24 protein-coding genes and 1 pseudogene are annotated in these 23,621 nt (G+C 39.7%); all 25 read right to left on the reverse strand.

Features of this window, described 5'->3' with window-relative positions; all coding sequences use genetic code 11:
* Nucleotides 1-28 precede the first annotated feature (28 nt).
* Complete coding sequence (atpD, locus tag CWR48_RS00700; protein WP_115771117.1) at nt 29-1,435, reverse strand: F0F1 ATP synthase subunit beta; 1,407 nt, start codon at nt 1,433-1,435, stop codon at nt 29-31.
* Between the two features lie 246 nt (nt 1,436-1,681).
* The gene (atpG, locus tag CWR48_RS00705; RefSeq protein WP_115771118.1) at nt 1,682-2,542 is read right to left on the reverse strand and encodes an ATP synthase F1 subunit gamma; all 861 of its coding nucleotides are present in this window, start codon (nt 2,540-2,542) and stop codon (nt 1,682-1,684) included.
* 33 nt (nt 2,543-2,575) lie between these two features.
* Entirely contained in the window at nt 2,576-4,087 is a 1,512-nt protein-coding gene (gene atpA / locus CWR48_RS00710) for a F0F1 ATP synthase subunit alpha (RefSeq protein WP_115771119.1), read from the reverse strand.
* 21 nt (nt 4,088-4,108) lie between these two features.
* On the reverse strand, nt 4,109-4,651 hold the full coding sequence (locus CWR48_RS00715) for a F0F1 ATP synthase subunit delta (protein WP_115771120.1): 543 nt from the start codon (nt 4,649-4,651) through the stop codon (nt 4,109-4,111).
* Nucleotides 4,648-5,172: a F0F1 ATP synthase subunit B gene (gene atpF / locus CWR48_RS00720; protein ID WP_115771121.1), complete on the reverse strand. Its 525-nt coding sequence runs from the start codon at nt 5,170-5,172 to the stop codon at nt 4,648-4,650. Before atpF ends, CWR48_RS00715 begins: the two co-directional genes overlap by 4 nt.
* 330 nt (nt 5,173-5,502) lie before the next feature.
* Nucleotides 5,503-5,715, reverse strand: coding sequence for a F0F1 ATP synthase subunit C (gene atpE, locus CWR48_RS00725; protein ID WP_114917911.1), 213 nt, complete (start codon nt 5,713-5,715; stop codon nt 5,503-5,505).
* Nucleotides 5,716-5,760: 45 nt separating this feature from the next.
* Nucleotides 5,761-6,483, reverse strand: a complete 723-nt coding sequence (gene atpB / locus CWR48_RS00730) for a F0F1 ATP synthase subunit A (RefSeq protein WP_115771122.1) — start codon at nt 6,481-6,483, stop codon at nt 5,761-5,763.
* A gap of 58 nt (nt 6,484-6,541) precedes the next feature.
* The gene (locus CWR48_RS00735; protein ID WP_115771123.1) at nt 6,542-6,937 is read right to left on the reverse strand and encodes an ATP synthase subunit I; all 396 of its coding nucleotides are present in this window, start codon (nt 6,935-6,937) and stop codon (nt 6,542-6,544) included.
* Between the two features lie 648 nt (nt 6,938-7,585).
* Entirely contained in the window at nt 7,586-9,793 is a 2,208-nt protein-coding gene (locus tag CWR48_RS00745; protein WP_115771125.1) for a S8 family serine peptidase, read from the reverse strand.
* 122 nt (nt 9,794-9,915) lie between these two features.
* Nucleotides 9,916-10,071 carry a hypothetical protein gene (locus tag CWR48_RS20235; RefSeq protein ID WP_170140654.1) on the reverse strand — a complete coding sequence of 52 codons (156 nt, stop codon included), beginning with the start codon at nt 10,069-10,071 and terminating at the stop codon, nt 9,916-9,918.
* Between the two features lie 119 nt (nt 10,072-10,190).
* Entirely contained in the window at nt 10,191-11,306 is a 1,116-nt protein-coding gene (wecB, locus tag CWR48_RS00750) for a non-hydrolyzing UDP-N-acetylglucosamine 2-epimerase (RefSeq protein ID WP_115771341.1), read from the reverse strand.
* A gap of 96 nt (nt 11,307-11,402) precedes the next feature.
* Nucleotides 11,403-12,032, reverse strand: coding sequence for a uracil phosphoribosyltransferase (upp, locus tag CWR48_RS00755; protein ID WP_115771126.1), 630 nt, complete (start codon nt 12,030-12,032; stop codon nt 11,403-11,405).
* 134 nt (nt 12,033-12,166) lie between these two features.
* Nucleotides 12,167-13,411 (reverse strand): serine hydroxymethyltransferase, encoded by a 1,245-nt coding sequence (locus CWR48_RS00760; protein WP_115771127.1) that lies wholly within the window; start codon nt 13,409-13,411, stop codon nt 12,167-12,169.
* A gap of 120 nt (nt 13,412-13,531) precedes the next feature.
* Nucleotides 13,532-14,098 carry a TIGR01440 family protein gene (locus tag CWR48_RS00765; RefSeq protein WP_115771128.1) on the reverse strand — a complete coding sequence of 189 codons (567 nt, stop codon included), beginning with the start codon at nt 14,096-14,098 and terminating at the stop codon, nt 13,532-13,534.
* A gap of 63 nt (nt 14,099-14,161) precedes the next feature.
* Entirely contained in the window at nt 14,162-14,599 is a 438-nt protein-coding gene (gene rpiB, locus CWR48_RS00770; RefSeq protein ID WP_115771129.1) for a ribose 5-phosphate isomerase B, read from the reverse strand.
* Between the two features lie 262 nt (nt 14,600-14,861).
* Entirely contained in the window at nt 14,862-15,815 is a 954-nt protein-coding gene (locus CWR48_RS00775) for a methyl-accepting chemotaxis protein (protein ID WP_425453855.1), read from the reverse strand.
* Nucleotides 15,807-16,154 (reverse strand): annotated as a pseudogene (locus CWR48_RS21125) (HAMP domain-containing protein); the annotation flags it as partial. The pseudogene CWR48_RS21125 and the gene CWR48_RS00775, both read right to left, overlap by 9 nt.
* Nucleotides 16,155-16,169: 15 nt before the next feature.
* Nucleotides 16,170-16,775, reverse strand: a complete 606-nt coding sequence (locus tag CWR48_RS00780; RefSeq protein WP_115771131.1) for a low molecular weight protein arginine phosphatase — start codon at nt 16,773-16,775, stop codon at nt 16,170-16,172.
* Nucleotides 16,776-16,914: 139 nt separating this feature from the next.
* Nucleotides 16,915-17,469, reverse strand: a complete 555-nt coding sequence (locus CWR48_RS00785; RefSeq protein WP_115771132.1) for a manganese efflux pump MntP — start codon at nt 17,467-17,469, stop codon at nt 16,915-16,917.
* Between the two features lie 114 nt (nt 17,470-17,583).
* The gene (locus CWR48_RS00790) at nt 17,584-18,612 is read right to left on the reverse strand and encodes an L-threonylcarbamoyladenylate synthase (protein WP_115771133.1); all 1,029 of its coding nucleotides are present in this window, start codon (nt 18,610-18,612) and stop codon (nt 17,584-17,586) included.
* Between the two features lie 266 nt (nt 18,613-18,878).
* Complete coding sequence (locus tag CWR48_RS00795; RefSeq protein WP_115771134.1) at nt 18,879-19,280, reverse strand: GNAT family N-acetyltransferase; 402 nt, start codon at nt 19,278-19,280, stop codon at nt 18,879-18,881.
* Between the two features lie 384 nt (nt 19,281-19,664).
* Nucleotides 19,665-20,282: a stage II sporulation protein R gene (spoIIR, locus tag CWR48_RS00800; protein ID WP_115771135.1), complete on the reverse strand. Its 618-nt coding sequence runs from the start codon at nt 20,280-20,282 to the stop codon at nt 19,665-19,667.
* Between the two features lie 556 nt (nt 20,283-20,838).
* Nucleotides 20,839-21,690, reverse strand: a complete 852-nt coding sequence (gene prmC, locus CWR48_RS00810) for a peptide chain release factor N(5)-glutamine methyltransferase (RefSeq protein ID WP_115771137.1) — start codon at nt 21,688-21,690, stop codon at nt 20,839-20,841.
* A 1-nt stretch (nt 21,691) separates the two neighbouring features.
* Entirely contained in the window at nt 21,692-22,762 is a 1,071-nt protein-coding gene (gene prfA / locus CWR48_RS00815; RefSeq protein WP_115771138.1) for a peptide chain release factor 1, read from the reverse strand.
* Between the two features lie 120 nt (nt 22,763-22,882).
* On the reverse strand, nt 22,883-23,503 hold the full coding sequence (locus CWR48_RS00820) for a thymidine kinase (protein WP_115771139.1): 621 nt from the start codon (nt 23,501-23,503) through the stop codon (nt 22,883-22,885).
* Nucleotides 23,504-23,621: the final 118 nt, after the last annotated feature.

Below are 23,621 nucleotides of genomic sequence, written 5' to 3' on the forward strand. Positions count from 1 at the left end.
GACCTATGCACTCATTTCATCGATATGCCTATTGTTCCATACCTTTTGCTTTTTCAATTACTTCTTCAATTCGTCCTACTAATCGGAATGCATCTTCTGGAAGATCATCATACTTACCTGCTAGAATATCTTTAAAACCTTTTACTGTTTCTTGTACTGGTACGTATGAACCCACTTGACCAGTAAACTGTTCAGCAACGTGGAAGTTTTGTGATAAGAAGAATTGGATTCGACGAGCACGTGCTACAACTAGCTTGTCTTCATCTCCTAATTCATCCATACCTAAGATTGCAATAATATCTTGTAATTCACGGTAACGTTGAAGTGTTTGTTGTACTTCTGTTGCTACTTGATAATGCTCTTCACCAACAATTTCCGGATCAAGTGCACGTGATGTAGATGCTAGTGGATCCACAGCAGGGTAAATACCTTGCTCTGAAAGCTTACGATCCAAGTTTGTTGTTGCATCTAAATGCGCGAAAGTTGTCGCTGGCGCCGGGTCAGTGTAGTCATCGGCAGGTACATAAATCGCCTGAATTGATGTAACCGAACCTTTATCTGTAGATGTAATACGTTCTTGTAATTGACCCATTTCCGTTGCAAGTGTTGGTTGATAACCAACCGCAGAAGGCATACGACCAAGTAATGCGGATACCTCTGAACCTGCTTGTGTGAATCGGAAAATATTATCAATAAAGAGTAATACGTCTTGTCCTTGTTCATCACGGAAATATTCCGCCATTGTAAGACCTGTTAATGCAACACGCATACGTGCGCCAGGTGGTTCGTTCATTTGACCGAATACCATCGCTGTTTTTGTAATTACACCAGAGTCTTTCATTTCATAGTAAAGGTCATTACCTTCACGAGTTCGCTCACCAACACCGGCGAACACAGAAATACCACCATGTTCTTGAGCAATATTATTAATCAATTCCTGAATTAGTACGGTTTTACCAACACCCGCGCCACCGAATAAACCGATTTTTCCACCCTTAATATACGGTGCTAATAAGTCAACTACTTTAATTCCTGTTTCTAGAATTTCCGTATTTGTTGACAGATTTTCGAATTTAGGTGGTTGACGGTGAATCGGATCTAAACGTCCACCTTCAGGAAGTGGTGCATCTAAATCTATTTTTTCTCCTAAAACGTTAAATACCCGTCCTAATGTTACATCCCCAACTGGAACAGAGATTGGTCTGCCTAAATTCTCTACGACTGCTCCACGTTTTAGACCGTCCGTAGATGACATGGCAATTGTCCGAACATTTCCATCGCCTAAATGTAATGCGACTTCTAAAGTAAGTTGTGTACTTGTTGCTTCCGTCTCAATTTGTACGGTTAGCGCATTATAAATTTCAGGTAAATGGTTATCGTCGAATCGAACATCAACGACAGGTCCCATTACTTGTGTTACATGTCCCTTACTCATCGATTTCCCTCCTAGCTCTAATCTTTCTTGACGGTAGAACCACGTCCAGCTCCAGCACCCAGCGAGACTTCCCTCATCTCCGTACGATAAGTCAACATCGATTTGCTTACGCTCCCACAAAGTTTCCTTTATCTCGAAAGGCAAGGAGAAGTTCGACTACGTTCGCCACTTCCTATGGCAACGTCGAACCGCCTCACTTCCTGTGAGGCGCAGTCCGTACGTCGCTAAACTAGCTTTAAGCTTTTGCTATTCAAGCGCTGCTACACCACCGCTTATTTCCGTAATTTCTTGTGTAATCGCCGCTTGACGCGCACGGTTATAGGTCAATGATAGGTCATCGATAAGTTCTTTCGCATTATCAGTTGCGCTACGCATTGCCGTCATACTTGCCGCGTGCTCACTTGCTTTACCGTCTAGCAGTGCACCGAAGATTAGACTTTCTGCATATTGTGGTAATAAAACATGCAAGATCTCTTCACGGCTTGGTTCAAATTCATAATCACTTGTTGCACTACCATGTTCATGCAGGTTCTCAATTGGCAATAATTGCTTCATTGTTGGTTGTTGAGAAATCGCACTTATGTAATGATTATAAACAATGTTTAACTCATCAATTTCCTCATCAATAAACATTTGTACCGTTTCCTGTGCAATATCTTTAATATCGCTAAATACTGGTTGATCAGCTACGCCTAGAATACTTTTTGCAACAGGTATGTCCCGCTTCTTACAATATTCATATCCCTTGCGTCCTACGGCGATGATGGTATATTCATCTTTTGATCCATGCCGTTCTGCTATCGTTTGATTTAGCAATTTCAAAATATGACTATTATATCCGCCGACTAATCCTTTATCGGAAGTTATGACAAGATATCCTGTCTTTTTGACTTCACGTTTTCGAAGCATAGGATGAGATACGTCAATACTGGAATTAGCTATATTCGCGACAACTTCCTGGATTTTTTCACTATATGGCACATAGCCTTTCGCATTCCGTTCAGCTCTACTCATTTTCGACGCAGATACTAGTTCCATTGCTCCAGTAATCTGCTTCGTCTTTTTTGTTGAGTCGATTCGCGTTTTAATATCTCTTAGTGATGCCAAGCTTTTTCACCACACTTTCGTTACTTGGTTTAATTAATTACTTGTTGGTAAGAATGTATGTTTGAATGATTCGATTGCATCCTTCATTTCGCTATCCTCTGGTAATTTACCAGTATCGCGGATAGATGCTAATAATTCAGGGCGATTCGAATCTAACCATGTATTCATTTCACTTTCAAAGCGAAGGATATCTTCTACAGCAAGATCATCTAAGAATCCTTTTGTCAGTGCATAAAGGATCATTACTTGTTTCTCAACAACTAATGGCTTATGCAATCCTTGCTTCAATACCTCTACCGTACGTTCCCCGCGGTTTAACTTCGCTTGTGTTGCCTTATCAAGGTCAGATCCGAATTGTGAGAACGATTCTAATTCACGGAATGATGCAAGGTCTAAACGTAGTGTTCCCGCAACCTTCTTCATCGCTTTAATTTGCGCAGACCCACCTACACGAGATACAGATAACCCAGCATTAATCGCTGGACGTACACCAGAGAAGAATAGGTCAGATTGCAAGAAGATTTGTCCATCTGTAATTGAAATTACGTTCGTTGGGATGTATGCTGCAATGTCCCCCGCTTGTGTTTCAACGAATGGCAAAGCAGTTAATGAACCCCCGCCTAATGCATCACTTAATTTAGCTGCACGTTCCAATAGACGTGAATGTAAGTAGAATACATCCCCTGGGAATGCTTCACGACCTGGAGGACGACGTAATAGTAAGGAAAGTTCACGGTATGCTGTCGCTTGTTTTGATAAATCATCATAAACTACGAGAACATGCTTGCCGTTATACATGAATTCCTCACCCATCGCTACACCTGCGTATGGAGCAAGGTATAATAATGGTGCAGGATCTGATGCACCCGCAGTTACGACGATTGTATAATCTAATGCCCCGTATCTGCGTAGTGTCTCAACTGTACCTCTAACTGTTGATTCTTTTTGACCAATTGCTACATAAATACAAATCATATCCTGATCTTTTTGGTTAATGATTGTATCCACCGCTACAGTCGTTTTCCCTGTTTGACGGTCACCGATAATTAACTCACGTTGTCCTCTACCGATTGGTACAAGCGCGTCGATTGCTTTAATCCCTGTTTGCAATGGCTCATCAACTGATTTACGATCCATTACGCCAGGTGCTTGTGCTTCAATCGGGCGTGATTTTGTTGTTTCAATTGGTCCCCGACCATCAATTGGTTGTCCAAGTGGGTTTACAACACGTCCTAGAAGTCCCTCACCAACAGGTACTTGCATGATACGTCCTGTACGACGAATTTCATCGCCTTCTTTAATCCCTGTGTATGGCCCTAAAATTACGATACCAACATTACTTTCCTCAAGGTTTTGTGCTAGACCCATTACTCCATTGGAGAATTCTAGTAGTTCACCAGCCATTGCGTTATCGAGGCCATGTGCACGTGCAATACCATCCCCAACAGTAATAACCGTTCCAACATCACTTACTTCAATATCCGAATCATACGATTCAATTTGCTTTTTAATAAGTGTACTGATTTCTTCAGCATTAATGCTCATACCATTTCACCCCTTACATCATTAGTTCGCAGTCAAAATCTTGCGTTCGATGCTCTTCAATTTCCCACTGATGGTTCCATCATATATCGTATTACCAACACGAATTTTGATACCGCCAATTAGGGTAGGATCAATCTTATTATCAAACGTAACTGCCGTTTTATTTAATCGCTTTGCGAAGGATAGTTCTAATTCATGTTTTTCATCTTCAGTTAATGCTCGTGTAGAGTACACGCTCGCTTCTACCATTCCTTTTGCATCGTTTACCAATTGAATAAATTGATTAATCGTTGCTGGAATAATGTCAGTACGATGACGATCAATAAGTAATTTCAATGTATTTACGACATCTTTCTGCAGACTTTGGAAAGAGGTAGCTATAAGCTCTTTCTTCTTCTCACCGCTAACCGCAGGATGCATCAAAAATACATTCAATTCCTGATTGTTCTGGAATACTTCACGAACCGTTGTGAATTCCGTTACAAGCTCATCCAAATTATTCTTTTCGATACCAAGTTGAAAAAGTGCCTCTGCATAACGTTTTGCTACAACAGTTTCACTCATCGCTCTTCTCCTACCTCTTTAATGTACTCATTGATCAAGTTTTCTTGATCCTGTGCAGTAATTTCCTTTTCAATTACTTTACTTGCAATCAATACAGATAGTGAGGCAACTTGAGCTTGTAGAGCTTGAATTGCTTGTTCTTTTTCGTTTTGAATATCTTTTTGTGCTTGTTCTTTGATACGACTTGCTTCGAGCCTTGCTGATTCAATAATATCTTGTTCCTGCTTTATCCCCGCATTTTTTGCATCTTCAATCATTTTTTGTGCTTCTTGTCTTACTTGATTTAATTGTTCTGCAGCTTGTTTCGAAGCAGCTTCCGCTTCTAGACGGCTTTTCTCAGCAGATTCTATTTCACTTGCGACATATTCCTCACGTTGTTGCATCACATTCATGAGGGGACCCCAAGCAAATTTCTTCAATAACCAGAGTAATAGCAGAAAGAAGAATAATTGAGCTAACATATCGCCAAATCTAAATCCTCCAACTGCGCCAAGTGTTAATAGGCCAACGTATGAATGCACAGACTCCACTCCTTTCATAGGTACTCATGTTCATCTATTATGTCAGTCATTAATTACAAGAGGTTGTTCAAAAAGTCAGTTAAAAATGACACGTCGATGTTTCTGGTTAGCTTTCTTTTCCGTTCCTTGGAAAAGAAAGACGTTTTTCCTGCGTGCTAGATCGTTTGCTCACGTATTAAGATCCTACGTTCTGCTACTCAAAGCTACGCTGCCTCGAACTTCTCGATCCTTTTTATCTTCCTTTTTGAGTACATGTTACAAAATTACATAAAGCAATGGCGAAGATTCGCACAAGATGAACCTCGCCACTTTAGTTTTTTATTGTAATTATTATTGGAATACAACCATAAATGCGATAACCGCTGCGATAATTGGAATCGCCTCTACTAGTGCTACCCCAATAAACATTGTTGTTTGAAGTGAACCTTTCAATTCTGGTTGACGTGCAATACCTTCCACTGTTTTACTAACGATCATTCCGTTACCTAGACCTGCACCTAATGCTGCTAGTCCAATTGCGATTGCTGCTGCTAAAGCTCCCATTTAATAATTCCTCCTTTTATTGTTAAACCTTTAAATATATTTTTATTAATGGTCCTTGCTCACTTTATGAGACATGTAAACCATCGTTAACATCGTAAATACAAATGCTTGGATAGCACCGATAAATAAACTAAATCCTTGCCATACCATCATAGGAATTGCTGCACCAAAGAAACCAAATACACTTGATGTTGCAAGCCCAACAAGAAGACTTAATAGAATTTCCCCTGCATAAATATTACCAAATAACCGAAGACCCAATGTTAATGTGTTGGTGAATTCCTCAATTATCTTGAATGGCAACATTAATGGTACTGGGCTAACAAACGTTTTAAAATAACTCTTTGCACCATTGACCTTAATCCCATAGAAATGAGTTAACATAACAACCATTGCTGAAAGGGTTAATGTAAGTGTCGCATCAGCGGTTGGTGATTTCCACCATAAATCATGCCCGACGACCCCTACTGTCATTACCCCTACAAGATTACTGACAAATATGTAGGTAATTAATGTTAAACCAAGCGGTAAGAATACTTTACCTGTCTTCCAGTCCATCGTATCGCCAATGATACCTTTAATAAACTCAATAATCCATTCCATGAAATTTTGCATTCCAGTTGGTTTCATTTGAAGTTTACGACTTGCCAATGTACAGAGGACAAATACGATTAATGAAACAACGGCAATCATGAATACATTGGATAGGTTAAAGTCAAGCCACGAAATTCCAAACACGTCTTCAACTATTGGAGATGTATGATCCAATTTTTTCACCCCTTTTCACGATTATTCTTAAAAATCCACTCCCACTTCTAATTTAACATTAGTTATCTGATGGATGGTTTCTGCCCGCAATCATGCGTTGTAGGATGTCTAATCCCAAAATGATGTAGGAAGAGACGATACCAATAACCACTGCAATAAAATGAAAGTGCTCTTCAAACTGAAGCGCAATTAAAACAGTTAAAGCAACCGCAGCAAGTCTGGAGAAGGTTCCTAAACCTCCACGCACAGATCTATTTTCTGCAACTGCCTCCCCTAATGCTTTTGTTTTGTGCTGTAATAACCATAAATTATAAAAACTTACAATACTTCCTAATAACAGACCTTGAAAAATGCGAGAATAGGGTGTAAATGCAGTCCCAAGCACTAAAATCGCCAGAAGATAGAGCATCCATTTTCGTTGCCTTGTTACAATACTTCCATACTCGTACATCATTCACTCTACTCCCCTATAAACGAAACTAAGACAATTAGTCAAAGCTTCTTAGAAAACTAAGGTTTAACAACCCTTTGGGTGGCAGCCCTAGTTGCACCTATTCGATAAGAAAGTTGTTATACTTTCTTATCTACCAACAAAATCTGCGGTCTCTTGTATTAGAAAAGTAAGTTATTTTACAATTCACAGCAAAAAAATAGCAAAAATAGACACTGACTTCAAGAGCAAGAGAATAATACTAAGTGTGAAGATGAAAGAAATTGTAAAGTAAATCCCAATTCTTATGTATAATTACCACTTACTTATTATTACTATTGCCAAATTTGCATATGAAAACCTTATCATCCCACAGTAAGTAAGTTTACATTAGCATCACCTTAATTGTCAATGATATAATGAGTGATTTTATTTTAACATAACATTGATTTTCCGCTTTAAACGTTCCATTAATACTCCGAAAAAAATCGAATTTGATCATTTTATCACAAGTGAATAATCCGCTTACTTCGGCTCCTTCTTTTGATGGAAGAGCACTTCTTTCCAATAATTTTTTAAGCCGTTATTTGTCGAATTATAGTGATTTTCTCACTATAATCCGACAATGGGCATGCATTTTAAAAGTATGTCCAAATTGTGACATTTTTATATTTAAGATGCGTTATTTTTTTTAGAGTCAATCGTTAAGGGTATCTCCTGGCTTTCATAATTTCCATTTTCTAAATATACAGTAATGATAGCTGTATAATGCCCTGGTTCACCGATATCTCGCTTCTTTATTTCCCCTGTGTTCATTCCTATTTGTAAATCATCTGCCTCTAGTAGGTTACGATTAAATAGAAGACTATCTGGCGTGTACAAATCTACTTCTACTCGCTCAACCGATTCTGTTACATATAGGTTGTACTGATAGGAATCATCGGAAAAAGGCTTCAATGAGAATTCGAATCCCATTGCCTTTGGATTGTCTGCTTGTTGATTTATGAATAAATACGGCAGCAGATAGGAATGATGATTCTGATTTATTGTTAACCAGCCTTGATGGATCCCATCCTCCAATTGTGGGCTAGTGACTTGGAGCTCAATTGGGATATTCTTTGTTTCATGTTTCTCTACCGAAAAGCTTTGTGGTAATTTCCATGTTATTCCTTTATCCTTTTTCGGGATATCAAAGGTGTAGGTTTGTGTATCGTTTGTTGTATTTTCAATCTCAATATTGAGCGTTTTCGTATCGCTATATGCTTCAATTTTTCCAAACGCTAATTGGGAATGGTGAATAATAAATGGCGTTTTTATTGCCTCTTGCGGTCTTATCTTGCCCATTCCTTGCTCAATTGGTGCCACAATCTTACCTTCTTCAGAAAAAATGGGTGCTGCTGTCGTTCGGATTGCATCATAGATTTGACTCACCGTCCAATTGGGATGTGCTTCTTTTATTAAAGCAATGACACCTGTAACATGCGGTGCTGCCATGCTCGTCCCTTGAAGTGCTTGATAGCCTCCTGGAATGGTGCTCAATATATTCGTGCCAGGGGCAAGTATATCTGGTTTGATCTCCCAATTTACGGTAACGGGGCCACGTGAGCTAAAAGGTGCAATTGTACTCGCAGTTTCTTTGTACATTGTCTCATAATAATGTTTATTGGTTTCCAGCTGCTGCATTAACCATTCCCCATCTTGTTTGGAAATAGCAGCGACGGGGATCGTAATTACTCCTTCTCTACTTTCAATAGAACCTTGGAATAATTCATCTTTATTATTAAATATAACGGCAGCTACTGCTCCATTTTCCTCTGCTTTTTTTGCCATTTGAAAAAATGGGATGTCCCCACGCTTAAAGACTGCGATTTTTCCACGCATTCCCTCTGCTGCTTGAAGACCATCTACAATCGGATATGATTTTTTGAGATTCCAGGAAGATGCACCCATCATTGCTGTTAGCGGTATTTCCCTATTGGAAATTGCCTCAAAAAGGAATGGGACCTGTTGTGGATTGGTTAATGCACCAACTGACAATGCCTTCTCAGCCGTTGCTGGTGCGCCAACTGTCCAGTTATTTGGTCCACTATTCCCATTGGCAATCACGACTGGTATACCAAGATCGACTGCTCGATTAACTGCGACACTCGTTGGATAATCTGGTCCATTCACGGAATTTCCGAGCGATAGATTAATAACATCTACCCCATCTGTTACCGCTTGTTCCATTGCCGCAATAACTTGAACAGATGTCCCTGCACCACCTGGACCAAGTGCACGATACGCATGAATTTCGGCATCTGGTGCTACTCCTTTCAACTCCCCATTTGCAGCAATAATTCCTGCCACATGTGTACCGTGAAGCGTTGGAATGCCTTCACCTGGAACAGTTTCCATAGGATCGTCATCTAAATCAACAAGGTCGTATCCTGCTTTGTAATTCATTTGCAGATCTGTATGATTATAATCGATTCCTGTATCGATAACGGCAACTTTCACCCCTTTGCCTGTATATTCGGTTGTATTTAAATCAGATGGAAGCACGAGGTCTTGTGAAGATTCACTTAGACTTTTGATTATTACTGGATCCAGAGCTTCATAGGTTTGCACCTGATGGATTGCTTTGATAAAAGTTAAAGATTCCATCTTTGCTAATTTGTCTGCCGTTCCTTTTAATGCAAGTCCGTGAAATAATTTTTCATACGTTGCAACCACTTCTACATATGGATGATACTTCTCGATGTATTCCTTATGCACATTTGGGTCACCTTCCACTTCGATGATAACCGACTCGAGGGGCCTGGATGCTTGAGATGAGATTGGATGATGGATGAAGATGATTGCAAGGCATACTGTGAGGAAAACGATGTATTTGCGCATAATGTAATTGCCCCTTTTTACTGCTTAGTTTTTGATTGGGCAATGAAAAATATACATCCTAATTTAGTAGGGTGGTCGAGTCGGTTCCCGGTATACATGAAGCTAATCCGGGTATATCTTGCTTACTTTTCTGCCTGAACAGAAGTTTCTTGTTTCTTCGGTGCCTCATAATGATAATATGCGGTTACACCAATTCCACCTTCATTAATCATGTTTGCTATTCTTTCTTTGTTTTCCGTTGATTCATAATTATTTTGCTTCCCTTGATTCGTTGCCATTATATCTCCCCCCCTGCAGCATTTACTATTACCATATTCAACTGCTAGAGGAATGATGAGTAGTTGGTGGGGAAAAGCAGAAGAGCCGCTATCCCTTAAGATAACAGCACTTTCAACTACTACTTATTAAAATATCCCACAATCGCATCTGCAATTCTTCGGGAGGCCTCGCCATCACCGTATGGATTCGATGCTTTTGCCATTTTATCATGTGCCGCTTTGTCTGAAAGAAGTTCATTTGCAACATTGAAGATTGTATCTTCATCTGTCCCTACTAATTTCAGTGTACCCGCGTCAATTCCTTCTGGTCTTTCCGTTGTGTCCCGAAGTACGAGCACTGGAACACCAAGTGATGGTGCCTCTTCTTGAACGCCACCTGAATCGGTTAAAATTAAGTATGCACGTGCAGCAAAGTTATGGAAATCAACAACATCTAGTGGATCGATTAATTGAATGCGATCATCATTGCCTAAAATTTCATTCGCTGTTTCTTGGACAACTGGATTTAAATGGACAGGATAGACAACATGGATGTCATCATGTGTTTCCACCAACCGTTTAATCGCACGGAACATTTGCTGCATATTACTTCCAAGGTTTTCACGTCGATGTGCGGTCATTAAAACAAGACGCTTGTCACCGATTTTATCAAGAATTTCGTTCGAATAATGCTCATTTACCGTTGTTTTCAATGCATCAATCGCCGTATTCCCCGTTACATAGATGCGGTCTTCCGGTTTATTTTCATCCAAAAGATTTTGCTTCGATTTCTCTGTCGGTGAAAAATGTAAATCAGCCATCACACCTGTAAGCTGACGATTCATTTCTTCTGGAAACGGAGAGTACTTATTCCATGTACGAAGTCCAGCTTCAACATGACCAACTGCGATTTGATTATAATAAGCTGCAAGTGAACCTGCAAAAGTCGTACTCGTATCACCATGCACAAGCACGATATCTGGTTGAACCTTCTTCATTACATCATCAAGACCCTCTAATGCACGGGTGGTAATTTGCGCTAAGGTTTGTTGCTTCTTCATAATATTTAAATCATAGTCAGGTTTAATGCCAAAAATATCTAGTACTTGATCAAGCATTTCCCGATGCTGTGCCGTTACCGTTACAATCGACTCAAATTCATCCGATCGTTTATTTAGTTCTATAACGAGTGGCGCCATTTTAATTGCTTCTGGTCTCGTTCCAAAGATAGTCATTACCTTAATACGTTTTGCCATTGTCATTTTTCACTCCAAGTTCCTATTAGTGGAGCCCTTCGTAAATACTTCCCGAAGCTTCAGGTAAAATTCGGGAAGTGCCAGGCACCCTATATCTTATTTTGTTCCGAATAAGCGATCCCCTGCGTCTCCTAGCCCTGGGATGATATAGCCGTGATCGTCAAGTTTTTCATCCATTGCTGCCAAATAAATATCAACGTCGGGATGTTCTTTTTTAATTACTTCCACGCCTTCTGGAGCAGCAATTAGGCACATAAGTCGGATATGTTGTGCACCGCGCTTCTTAAGGGAATGGATTGCATCATTTGCAGATCCACCTGTAGCAAGCATCGGATCAATAACAATTAATTCACGTTCCGAAATATCCGATGGTAATTTAATATAATACTCCACAGGGGTTAATGTTTCTGGATCACGATATAGACCAACATGTCCAACTTTTGCAGCTGGAATTAGCTTCCGAACGCCATCAACCATACCAAGCCCTGCACGCAAAATTGGAACTAAGCCAATTTTCTTACCTGCCAGTACCTTTGTTTTCGTTCTAGTTACTGGGGTTTCAATTTCTACCTCTTTTACTGGTAAATCTCTCGTAATCTCAAATGCCATCAGCATTGCTACTTCATCTACCAATTCACGAAATTCCTTTGTTCCAGTGCTTTTATCTCTAATAAACGTTAATTTATGTTGAATTAACGGATGATCTAATACAAAAACGTTTCCCATTCACCGATCACTCCTTAAAATTATGATATCCTTAAAATTGTACTGAAAAAAGGAGTAGCTTTCAAGTAATCTGGGAAATTTGTCGAAAAGAAATTGTAAAAGGGACTTTCCAGCTGGAAAGTCCCTGTATGTTTTCATGCCAATTGGCCATATAAAACAAATTTACTTGTTAATGCTTGCACACGATTTTTTGCGTCTGCTTGTATTGCCCTGTCTTCTGGATTTTTCAATGAAAGGGCGATGATTGCTGCAATCTCCTTCATTTCTGTTTCACCAAATCCACGTGTTGTCACAGCTGCTGTTCCAATTCGAACTCCACTTGTAATAAACGGGCTTTCTTTATCGAATGGTATCGTATTTTTATTCGTTGTGATACCAATGTCATCCAATACCTTTTCCGCCACTTTCCCCGTTAAACCTAAAGGAGTTACATCAACGAGCAATAAATGATTATCCGTTCCCCCGGAAACAATACGCAATCCTTCTTCTGTAAGTGCATCGCTCAGTGTCTTGGCATTATCGATAATATTCTTCGCATATACCTTGAATTCCGGTGACAAGGCCTCTTTAAATGCAACTGCCTTCGCCGCAATAATGTGCATCAATGGGCCACCTTGGATTCCTGGGAATACAGATTTATCGATTTGCTTTGCATACTTTTCCTTACACATAATGATTCCACCACGAGGACCTCTTAATGTTTTATGTGTTGTCGTTGTCACAAAATCTGCATACTCCACAGGATTTTGGTGGTAGCCAGCTGCAACGAGTCCAGCAATATGGGCCATATCAACCATTAACAGTGCATCGATTTCATCTGCAATTTCTTTTAATTTAGCAAAATCAATTGCACGAGAATATGCGGAAGCACCGGCAACAATTAATTTAGGCTTCACTTCTTTTGCCTTTTCTAATACGACGTCATAATCGAGCGTTTCAGTTTCTTTGTCCACACCATAATCAACAAAGTTATACTGTTTTCCACTAAAGTTCACAGGGCTACCATGTGTCAAATGCCCACCATGATTTAGGTTCATTCCTAAAACTGTATCCCCATGTTCTAGCACTGTAAAGTAAACCGCCATATTAGCCTGTGCGCCTGAATGTGGTTGAACATTTACATGTTCTGCACCGAATAATTGCTTCGCCCGGTCACGAGCTAAGTTTTCTACGACATCGACATGCTCGCAACCACCATAATATCTTTTTCCTGGATATCCTTCTGCATATTTATTGGTTAACACAGAACCCATCGCTTCCATAACCGCTTCAGAGACAAAGTTCTCAGACGCAATTAATTCAATGTTGTTCTGTTGACGCTTCTTCTCTGCTTGAATTGCTGCAAATACTTCCGGATCTGCTTGTTTTATATGTTCCATTTGATTTCCCCCCTATGTAGACTATTAGATTCTATTGTAGCGTTTTCTCTGAAAAATTGATATATAAAATACAGATTATTCGTAGAATAGGTTATCCATTGTTTCCGCTCTACTGTATTGTTAATTATCTTCCCTTGTATCATCATAATTTGCTCGTTTTCCGCCAATTAATTTTGGTCTACTATATGCGCCAGTAATTCTTGCTTCGCCAATCGTTCGCTGTGTAAAGCGTAATGGTACGGCAACATGCTTCATATGCATTCCAATCATCGTCTCACCGATATCAATTCCTGCATTTGCTACAATGTGTTCAACGAGAACAGGATCGTTCATGTGTTTGTATGCATAAGATGCCATTGATCCACCCGCCGTTGGTACAGGAACAGCAGCAACTTCTTCTAGTCGATTTGCACGCATCGTTTCTCTTTCCACGACAAGTGCACGATTTAAATGCTCACAACATTGAAATGCAAGCACTACATTTTCCTTTTGTAGTAGCCTTTGCAATGCTGTAAAAATACTGCCAGCTACTTCTACACTTCCAGCAGTACCTATATGTTTCCCAATCACTTCACTAGTAGAACAACCAATAACAAATACATCTCCAGCATGCAGATGGCCGCTCTCAAGCCATTCATTCACAACAATATCTATATCATTCTGTACCTTTTGGTTTAATTCCTTCATCAATTACACCCCACCATGTTTATGATTAAATGACCAAGCCACCTTTTGCGACTTGGTCATCTTTTATCCTAAGTAATTCTTAATTTTATCAAGTCGATCTGCATGACGACCTGCTTCAAATTCCGTTTCCAGCCATATCTTGGCAATCTCTCTTGCTAAACCTGGTCCAATCACACGTTCACCCATTGTAATGACATTTGTATTATTATGCTGACGAGTCAGCTTTGCACTATAAATATCATGGACAACCGTTGCACGGATTCCATTTACTTTATTCGCAGCAATTGACATGCCGATGCCAGTCCCACAAATAAAAATACCACGATCAAATTCACCACTAGCTACACGTTCCGCTGCAGGAAGGGCATAATCTGGATAATCGACAGATGTTTCACAGGTACAGCCAGTATCCTCATATTCGATACCCATTTCCTCTAATAGATCCTTCATTTCATTTCTTAATGTCATCCCAGCATGATCCCCAGTAATAATCACTTTCATGCTTCTTCCTCCTCTTTTCCTGTCTAGTTCTAAACGGGCGCTTGCGCTTTTGTTTTAGATTAGGAAATTATAAAAATTTCCCTTTTACAATTTTCTTGACAAGCTAGGCCGCGTCCAGCTCCAGCGCCCAGCGACTAGCGAGACTTCCCTCACCTCCGTACGATAAGTCAACATCGATTCGCTTACGCTCCTCGTGTTTCCTTTATCTCCTGCGGCTCAGTCCAGTCCGTACGTCGCTAAACGGGCGCTTGCGCTTTTGTTCTTAGTTCACAGTAAATTTATTGATTTGCTTATTTAATTTTTCTGCTTGATTTTCAATTTCTAATGCTAATTCATCGACTTGTTCAATGGTAGCAATTTGTTCTTGGATTGCTGCATTTACCTCTTCCGCTCCTGCCGATGTTTCCTCAGCAATTGCTGCCACTTCTTGTGACTGTCTTACCGTATCCTGGATCGATGTAATTTGCTGATCCACCAGCATTGTAATGCTATCAATTTCTGCTGCAACATCGATAACAGATCCTGACATTTTTTCAAAAGCAAGGTTCGTTTCTTTTCCATTTTCAGATTCATTTCTTGCATAAACGACATTTTCGTTAATCTTCACAACAACACGATTAACATCCTCTTGAATGGACTGGATTAAATTACCAATCCGTTGAACCGCCTGTGCACTCTGATCGGCTAATTTGCGAACTTCTTCCGCTACAACTGCAAAACCTCTGCCATGCTCCCCAGCTCTAGCCGCTTCAATCGAAGCATTTAATGCAAGCAGATTTGTCTGTTCAGCAATCTCTCCAACCATTGAAATAATCGATTCAACTTGCAATGTATTTTGTTTCAAATGATCAACATCCTGTAAGGAATGTTCTTGCTCTTCTGCTAGCTTCTTAATACCTTCTACTAGTTGATTGACCACTTCTCTACTTGTATTTAATGTATCAAGCATTTGTGCAGATTTATCCTTTGACTGTCCAGCCTTCTCTTGAACTTTTATCGCCAGTCCAGTTGCCAACTCTACCGCCTCTGCAGTATTTTGGATTGCTTCAGAGGAGCTTTCCGCACCTCGTGAAATTTCATCAATGGACGTGCCGATTACGCGTGAGTGCTGTGCTGCTTTATGTGAAGCTGTTTTCATCTGCATTACAGCTTCATTCGTACTAGCAAAATGGATATCAATATTATGTACAATCGTATTCAGGTTTTTTAGCATCATATCAAAGGCAATCGACAATGCACGAATCTCATCCTCTGATTTAGGGATATTCACAACCTGATTCAAATTTCCTTTTGCCGCATCTGATGCAACCTTTTCTAATCTAGCTAGCGGTTTCGTAATAACACTAGATGCAAAATAAGCAAGTATCCCTGACCAAATAATCCCTAATCCTAGGATAATCACGGTATACCAATTAAATGGAATATCCCAGAAATCTTGAACATAATCATAAAGTAAATAAAGAAAACCCACACTCGTGCCATATGTAATAATTGCTAAAATCGTAGTAAAACAAACTAATTTCCATCGTAGGCTAAATCGATAGTTGTCCTTCATACGTCATCCTCCATATTACCTATCTATTTTCTTTATAAGTAAACGGATATACGCATCCATCTCCTTAAATGTTGCTTCATAAATTGCTAGATCTCCACCAAATGGATCAGGAATATCATAATTGATTAGATTCGATTCAAGTCTACGAATATGCTCGATATCGTTCACTAAATGTTTCCCAAGCATATCATTTAACTGGATATGATTATATTTCATTTGATTTTCTTGAATAAATAAGGATCGCTTCTCCTCGTAATCTGCATAGGATTTCTTTAATTCCTGCCATACTTCTTTATCGGCTTCCGAAATGAATTCCTTTAGTGTATAATATTTTTCCTGAAAATCAGGGAAATCGATAATTAATGATTGCTTATGCTGCGTTGTCATCGTTAAAACTACATCAGACCAGTTCAATAACTGATTGGTCACGGCTTGTGATTGATGGTTAATCGCTATTCCATGTCGCTCTAATACTTTGATTGTATTAGGGTTTGCTTGTTGTTTCCCACCTGCAAAAATCCCCGCAGATTGTACTTCAGCATTTGGCATCCTATCTCTTAAAATCGCCTCTGCCATTGGGCTCCGACATGTATTTCCCGTACAAACAAATAGTATCTTCATAGAGAGCCTCCATTTGGAATTTTATAGTATAAATATACCATAATACCTAGACATTTGACAGGTAATGTTGGACATCATGGGGCTGTGCAGATTTTCACCAAATGAGATTTAAGCTTGGTAAACGAAGGATTAGTAGGGGTTAACCAAATAGCAACCTTAGTCCGAATCCCAATAATATACTTCCGCCTAAAATCTCGCTATATTTCCCTAAAAAGCCGTGTACTTTCCTTCCTAGCAACATACCAATCCAGGAAAGAATCATACTTGATGCACCAAATAAAATAAGCGCGAGAGCTGTTTTCACTCCAGATATCCCAAGACTAAGGCCAATCGAAAAGCTATCCAAGCTTACCGTAAATGCAACAACAAGAAGGCCAATTCCAAATGGTTGGATTAGCTTCTTTGCTTCACGTTGAAAGGCAGAAAAGGCCATCTGTGCACCAATTCCTACCAGTAAAAGCCCAGCCGCAATAGTGGTCATATTTCCAATTTGTCCTGAGATAACTTTCCCTAATAAGATACCGATAAAAGGCATCATAATGTGAAAAATACCAATAGTAAAACCGATAAGCGCGATTCGCTTAAGTCGCAATTCCTGCATCCCCATAGCAAGACTAAGGGAAAATGCATCCATTCCTAATGCAACAGCCATAAACAACAATGCAATCAGCTCATGAATAATATACTCTGACATCGAGTCTCCCCCTAGGACATGCTTCTTTACTATATGCATGTCCTAGGGGGAGTATGAAGGATTAGACGTTACTTTTTTACCTATTCTAATCTAAGTTTGCGATCATAAACACAGTTAGATCGTTAAATATTTACTTGCAGCTTTTTTCAATCGATTCATTACCGCTTGGCCGATCCCTTCCTCTGAAAAGGCTTCGCAGATAATTAGATCAATATCGCTTGCCTTATATTTACGTAGGGCTTCATATAAATTGGAAGCAATTTCGTCGATATTATTTCCAAGGGTGAATATTTCCTCTGCATGCAAAAGACTTGCCGTTTCAGCACTTGCTAAAATGGCAAGTCGCACCCCACTCGCCTTTTCCTTGTCAATTACCTTTTGTATCTCAAGTGGGGTACCTTTAATTAGCCATAATGGAACTTCTGGGGAATAATGTCGATATTTCATCCCAGGTGCTTTTGGTCGATCTGTCGCATTTGTTAAAGCTGGATCAACATTAACTTCCCCAATCACTGCCTGTAGCTGTTCTGCCGTGACACCGCCTGGCCTAAGGATTGTTGGTATGGCCTCTGTACAATCAATAACTGTTGATTCAACTCCAACTCCTGTTGCACCGCCATCAAGAATTCCAGCAATTTTCCCATGCAAGTCTTCATAAACATGATTTGCAGTTGTTGGACTTGGTTTCCCAGAGATGTTTGCACTTGGTGCTGCGATTGGGATATCACAATTTTTCAGTAATGCTTGCGCAACAGGATGACTAGGAATCCGAACACCAATTGTGGATAAGCCCGCTGTCACATTTGCCGCACATGTGCCATTGCTCGGTAATACATACGTTATCGGTCCTGGCGAAAACGTATCCATCAATTTCTCGACGTATGGCTGAATGTTATCCACAAGCTTCATTAACTGCTCCTTTGTCGCAACATGGGCAATTAGTGGATTATCCTGTGGACGTCCCTTTGCCTTGAAGATCTTAGCAACTGCCTCTGCATTTGTTGCATCTGCCCCAAGTCCATACACCGTCTCCGTTGGGAAGGCTACGGTTTCTCCTCGTTTTAGTAGTACTGCAGCTTGATTTATCACTTGAATATTGTCTGTTTCATTATCTTTTATTGTCCATTGTAATGTCTCTACCATGATCGTTCCCTCTTTTCTATATTCTATTTTAGAGGATAAAGTCGATTTTCGCAAAATGTGGATAAGTGGGGTAAAACGTAAAAAATCCTCTGAATAGTTATCCACAGGATTTTTCTTGTTATTGAAGGAAGGATAGGACGAAATAGCTAATTATACACAAATTTTGTTCCATACTAACAGTTTTTTCACAAGTTATTAACACCCACCTGTTGATAATGTGCATAAGTTAACGTTTGCAGTTATTTGATTCTTATAAACGTTCTTTATTAAGGAACTTGATATGACCACCATTTCCCTTTTGAAATTGGATGTTTATCCACAAACGGCGTATTGTTTTGTCGATGAAATTGTAATGCATCTAATAAAATATCCACAACTGGTTGATGACTATTTACATACACACTTTTCGCGCGCTTTTCCTTCGCCATCACGAGAATAGTCTCAAGCAAGAATGGTAATTTATTTGCTGCTGATTTCGTAATATAAAGCTGTTTTAGCCAATAATCATCCTGTTCGACTGGATCTAACGTAAAGCAGCCTTCAATCTCGGAATGATTTTCAACAACATAGCCCGAAGTTAATATAGCCTTACTATCTAAGCTTATGTTTTGTTCAAAAAACTTTTTCAACTTTCCTTCCTCTGCATGGCGTGCTAGAATTACCCTCATCTTATCTCCCTCTTCTCTTATTAATAATAGAATGATAGAAATACCCTTTGCCATTGGCTGATTTCAAATAGATAATTCGGTTATCAAGTATAGAGCATAGTTGTGTAGTTGAAATAAAGTGCGGATTAGTGATAATTTTAATTTCAGATCTGGACGGACGTTGCTGTTCACACCTAAGTTTACATTCTAGTGCTTCAATCAACTACGATTGTTAATGGTAAGCCGCTCTTTTAAATGTGATTTTTTCAACCCCAGCGGAAGAAATATACGAAGACTCCTGCGGGAAGAAGAGCCTAGAACACTAAACTAGTCCGCAGTTTATCTAAATAACAGTAAACAATAAGAATGAATCCTTTCTATTATCTTATGCAGATACTAGAGAAACTATGACCAGCCGAGCCATTCGAATAGGAAGAATTTTACTTTTGGTTGTTCTTCTGCTACTTCTTCACTTTCTTCCTCTTGGTCTACACTGTCCGCATCTGCCGCGGATGCAACATTTGCCCCAAATGAGAAGTCTAGAAAGCATAGTGGCGGGAATAATACACACCACCAATTGGCACCATTGCCCTCACCAATTGTGATTAAAATTGCCTCGTATTCACCTGCTGGATATATATATGATCCATATAATTTGGTTGGAAAGGTAACATTTTTGCCGTATTCAACGGTAAACGCATTTTCCGCTCCTTCTTCTTCGATTACTTCTGCAACCATTTCATTTATGACAGGTAGCTTCGTTTCAATTAATTCCCGGGCATCTTCAATGTCTGTCATGTCTTTAACCCATTCGCTAATTTCCCGGTTCACACGATCTCTGACATGTCGTTTGATTTCTTGGTCACGTTCATCATCACTATTGGCCAATATTCGAAGACGGATTGCTTCATCTGGAATCTCCTGGTAATTATATTCTAAATCAGTATGTTGACTCGCACCTTTAGTAGGAAACATGGTAAATATTATGATAAAAATAAATGCAAAAAATACTAGTTTCTTCATCGTTTTATTTCCCCTCTCCCTCTGATAGCTTCAGTATGGGCAGTGAATTACGATTCTAAACTAGTATTCTAGTAATTTTATTTTATGCCTTTTTTCTTATTGCTGTTGATATAAACTGCAAACCAGCTTGGAATGATATTTGCTCTCTGACATACCGCTACGGAAATACACTACGCTTTCCGCGGGCGGCTGGTGAGCCTCCTCGTGCTACCGCACTTCGTAGTCTCACCGAGGCCTTTCCTCCCGCAGGAGTCTCCGTGTATTTCCTTCGCTGGGATGGTGCTTAATCTTTCTATTTTAAAGTGGCATATGTTCCAAATATGGCCGTTAATTGGAACTAAGGACAAGAAAGAATACTCCTCTAAAATAAAGATCCATTTTCTACGGATGCGATGTCACACTGTCGAAGCCTTCCTGCCTGTGGGATTAGCAACGGCTGAAAATCTACCAAAACCGGTCTTCGGTTTCAATGAAGCTGAAGAGTCGCCCATAGAAAACGATTGTCCACAGTGGAAATCAACATTGCAATCTCTTGGGGGGGATAGAATTAAAACCCCTACAATCTAGCAACAATAATTCGATCCTTCCCATTAATATCTTGAATGGTTTGAACCTTACTCTCTGGAAAAGTATCCTTGATTAACGAGCACACAGCATCTGCTTGTGTATAGCCGATTTCAAATGCAAGTGTTGCGTCCTGTTTTACGACTTTCCGCGCTTGATTGATAATCTGCTTGTATGCAGCCAACCCATTCTCCTCGGCAAATAGCGCCAGTGCTGGGTCAAAGTTTTTCACCGTATCCGATAGCACCTCTGTTTTTGCGATATATGGAGGATTGGATACAATGATATCCGCATGTATTTCACCATTGATGATTGGTTGTAAAAAATCACCCTCATAGAAATGAACGTTTGCTTGCAATCTCGCTGCATTATCCATCGCGACATCTAGAGCATCCGCAGATATATCTGTTGCAAATACAATTGCATTAGAAAGCTCTAGGGCGAGCGTAGTGGCGATTGCACCACTTCCTGTTCCAACATCAACAATCGTAAGGGCTTGTCCGTCATAATCTCGCTTCGCAACGTTAATCACATACTGTACAAGCTCCTCCGTTTCTGGTCTTGGAATGAGTACATTATGATTGACGAGAAATTCTCTCCCATAAAAGCTCTCCACTCCTGTAAGATGCTGGACTGGAATGCCAGTCTCTGCATGCTTGATTATATCTGCCTTAAATCTCGCAATTATGGGCTCATCGAGCACATCGTGCATCATCATATAAAACTTCGCTCTCGAAACACTTAAATAATGCTGGAGCAAGATCTCAGCAACTCTCGGTTCACGGTCATGCTTCTCTAAAAAAAGAGAAGCCCATTTTAGGACTTCATATTGTTTATTTCCCATATTATTCACCAATATGCTCGAGCTTTTCCATTTGTTCTGCGGATTGTAATGCTTCAATAAATTCATCTAACTTACCTTGCAGAATTTGGTCAAGCTTCTGAATGGTTAAGCCAATACGATGATCCGTAACACGGTTTTGCGGGAAGTTATATGTGCGAATTCGTTCTGAACGATCCCCTGTGCCAACTGCAGATTTACGAGTTTCATCTAATTCCGCCTGCGCTTCCTGCTGGTACTTATCATAAATTCTTGCTCGCAGTACTTTCATCGCTTTTTCTTTATTTTTGATTTGCGATTTTTCATCTTGAATGGAAACAACAATTCCCGTTGGTTCATGTGTTAAACGAACTGCAGACATTGTTGTGTTAACACTTTGCCCACCAGGTCCACTAGATGCAAAGGTATCGACACGAATATCCTTCTCATGCACTTCAACCTCTACATCCTCCGCTTCAGGTAAAACAGCTACTGTTGCCGTTGAAGTATGGATACGACCACCAGATTCCGTTTCTGGTACACGTTGTACGCGATGTGCACCATTTTCATATTTCAATTTTGAATATGCGCCATTTCCATTAATCATAAAGATAATTTCTTTGTAGCCACCAACACCAGTTGAATGAGCTTCCATTATTTCCGTTTTCCAGCCTTGATTCTCTGCATAGCGAGAATACATTCTGTACAAATCGCCGGCAAATAATGCAGCCTCATCTCCACCAGCTGCACCACGAATTTCCACAAATACGTTTTTATCGTCATTTGGATCTTTCGGTAGAAGTAAGATCTTCATCTTTTCTTCTAAATCCGTCTTTGACTGTGTTAACTCTGCAATTTCTGCCTTAACCATCTCTTGCATGTCAGCATCTTGCTCATCTTCCAGCATTTCCTTTGCATCAACAAGCTGGGAATCAACTTCTTTATATTCACGAAAAGCTTGAACCGCATCCGTCAAGCCGGATTGCTCCTTCGAGTACTCACGTAATTTATTTGTATTGCTTATAACCTCAGGATCACTTAATAATTCATTTAGTTTATTATAACGATCTTCCAATGATTGTAAACGGTCTAACATCACGAACACCTCTTTCTGATTGACAGTATCATTATAGTATACTCAAAGGATACGGTCAAAATTTACTTTTTCAATATATGTATGGATTACGAATTTCAAAAAGAGCACCAATCAGGCGCTCTAATCAGATACTTTGGATAACTTTTGTAGTAGTTGAATGCTCGGTTTATTTGGAACTTCGTGATGATGGCGGCATCTTGGTTCATAGGATTCTGATGCACCGACTAAGATAACCGAGTCGTCATAGGATGCTGGTTTTCCGTTAATTAGACGCTGGGTTCGATTTGCAGGTGCGCCACAAACTGGACAAATCGCACTTAATTTTGTTACAGATTCACTGATTGCCATTAGCTTCGGTACTGGTCCAAATGGTTCCCCGCGGAAATCCATGTCAAGGCCAGCTACAACAACTCGAATCCCTTGATTCGCTAATTCATTTGCAATGTCAACAATATTATCGTCAAAAAACTGTACCTCATCAATTGCAATGAACTCCACTGTTTTATCAATATGCTTTAGCACTTCTTCTGAGCTATTAATCGGTATCGCAACCGTTGATGTCCCATTATGGGAAACAACAGACTTTTCCTCATAGCGATTGTCAATTGCAGGTTTAAATACACGCATCGTTAGATTTGCATAAGCTGCACGGCGAATGCGACGAATCAATTCCTCTGATTTTCCAGAAAACATACTGCCACAAATCACTTCAACCCAGCCGCTTTGCTTCATTACATACATTTACAAAAATCCCTCACTTTAGCGTTATATAAAAAAGTTATGGATGTTGTTTAGTTTACCACTAAATACGACAACATTAACTTATATTTCATAGAAATAAAAAGTAAAAAACAGGCAA

It is taken from the genome of Oceanobacillus arenosus, from assembly GCF_003369575.1.
Taxonomy (GTDB): domain Bacteria; phylum Bacillota; class Bacilli; order Bacillales; family Amphibacillaceae; genus Oceanobacillus; species Oceanobacillus arenosus.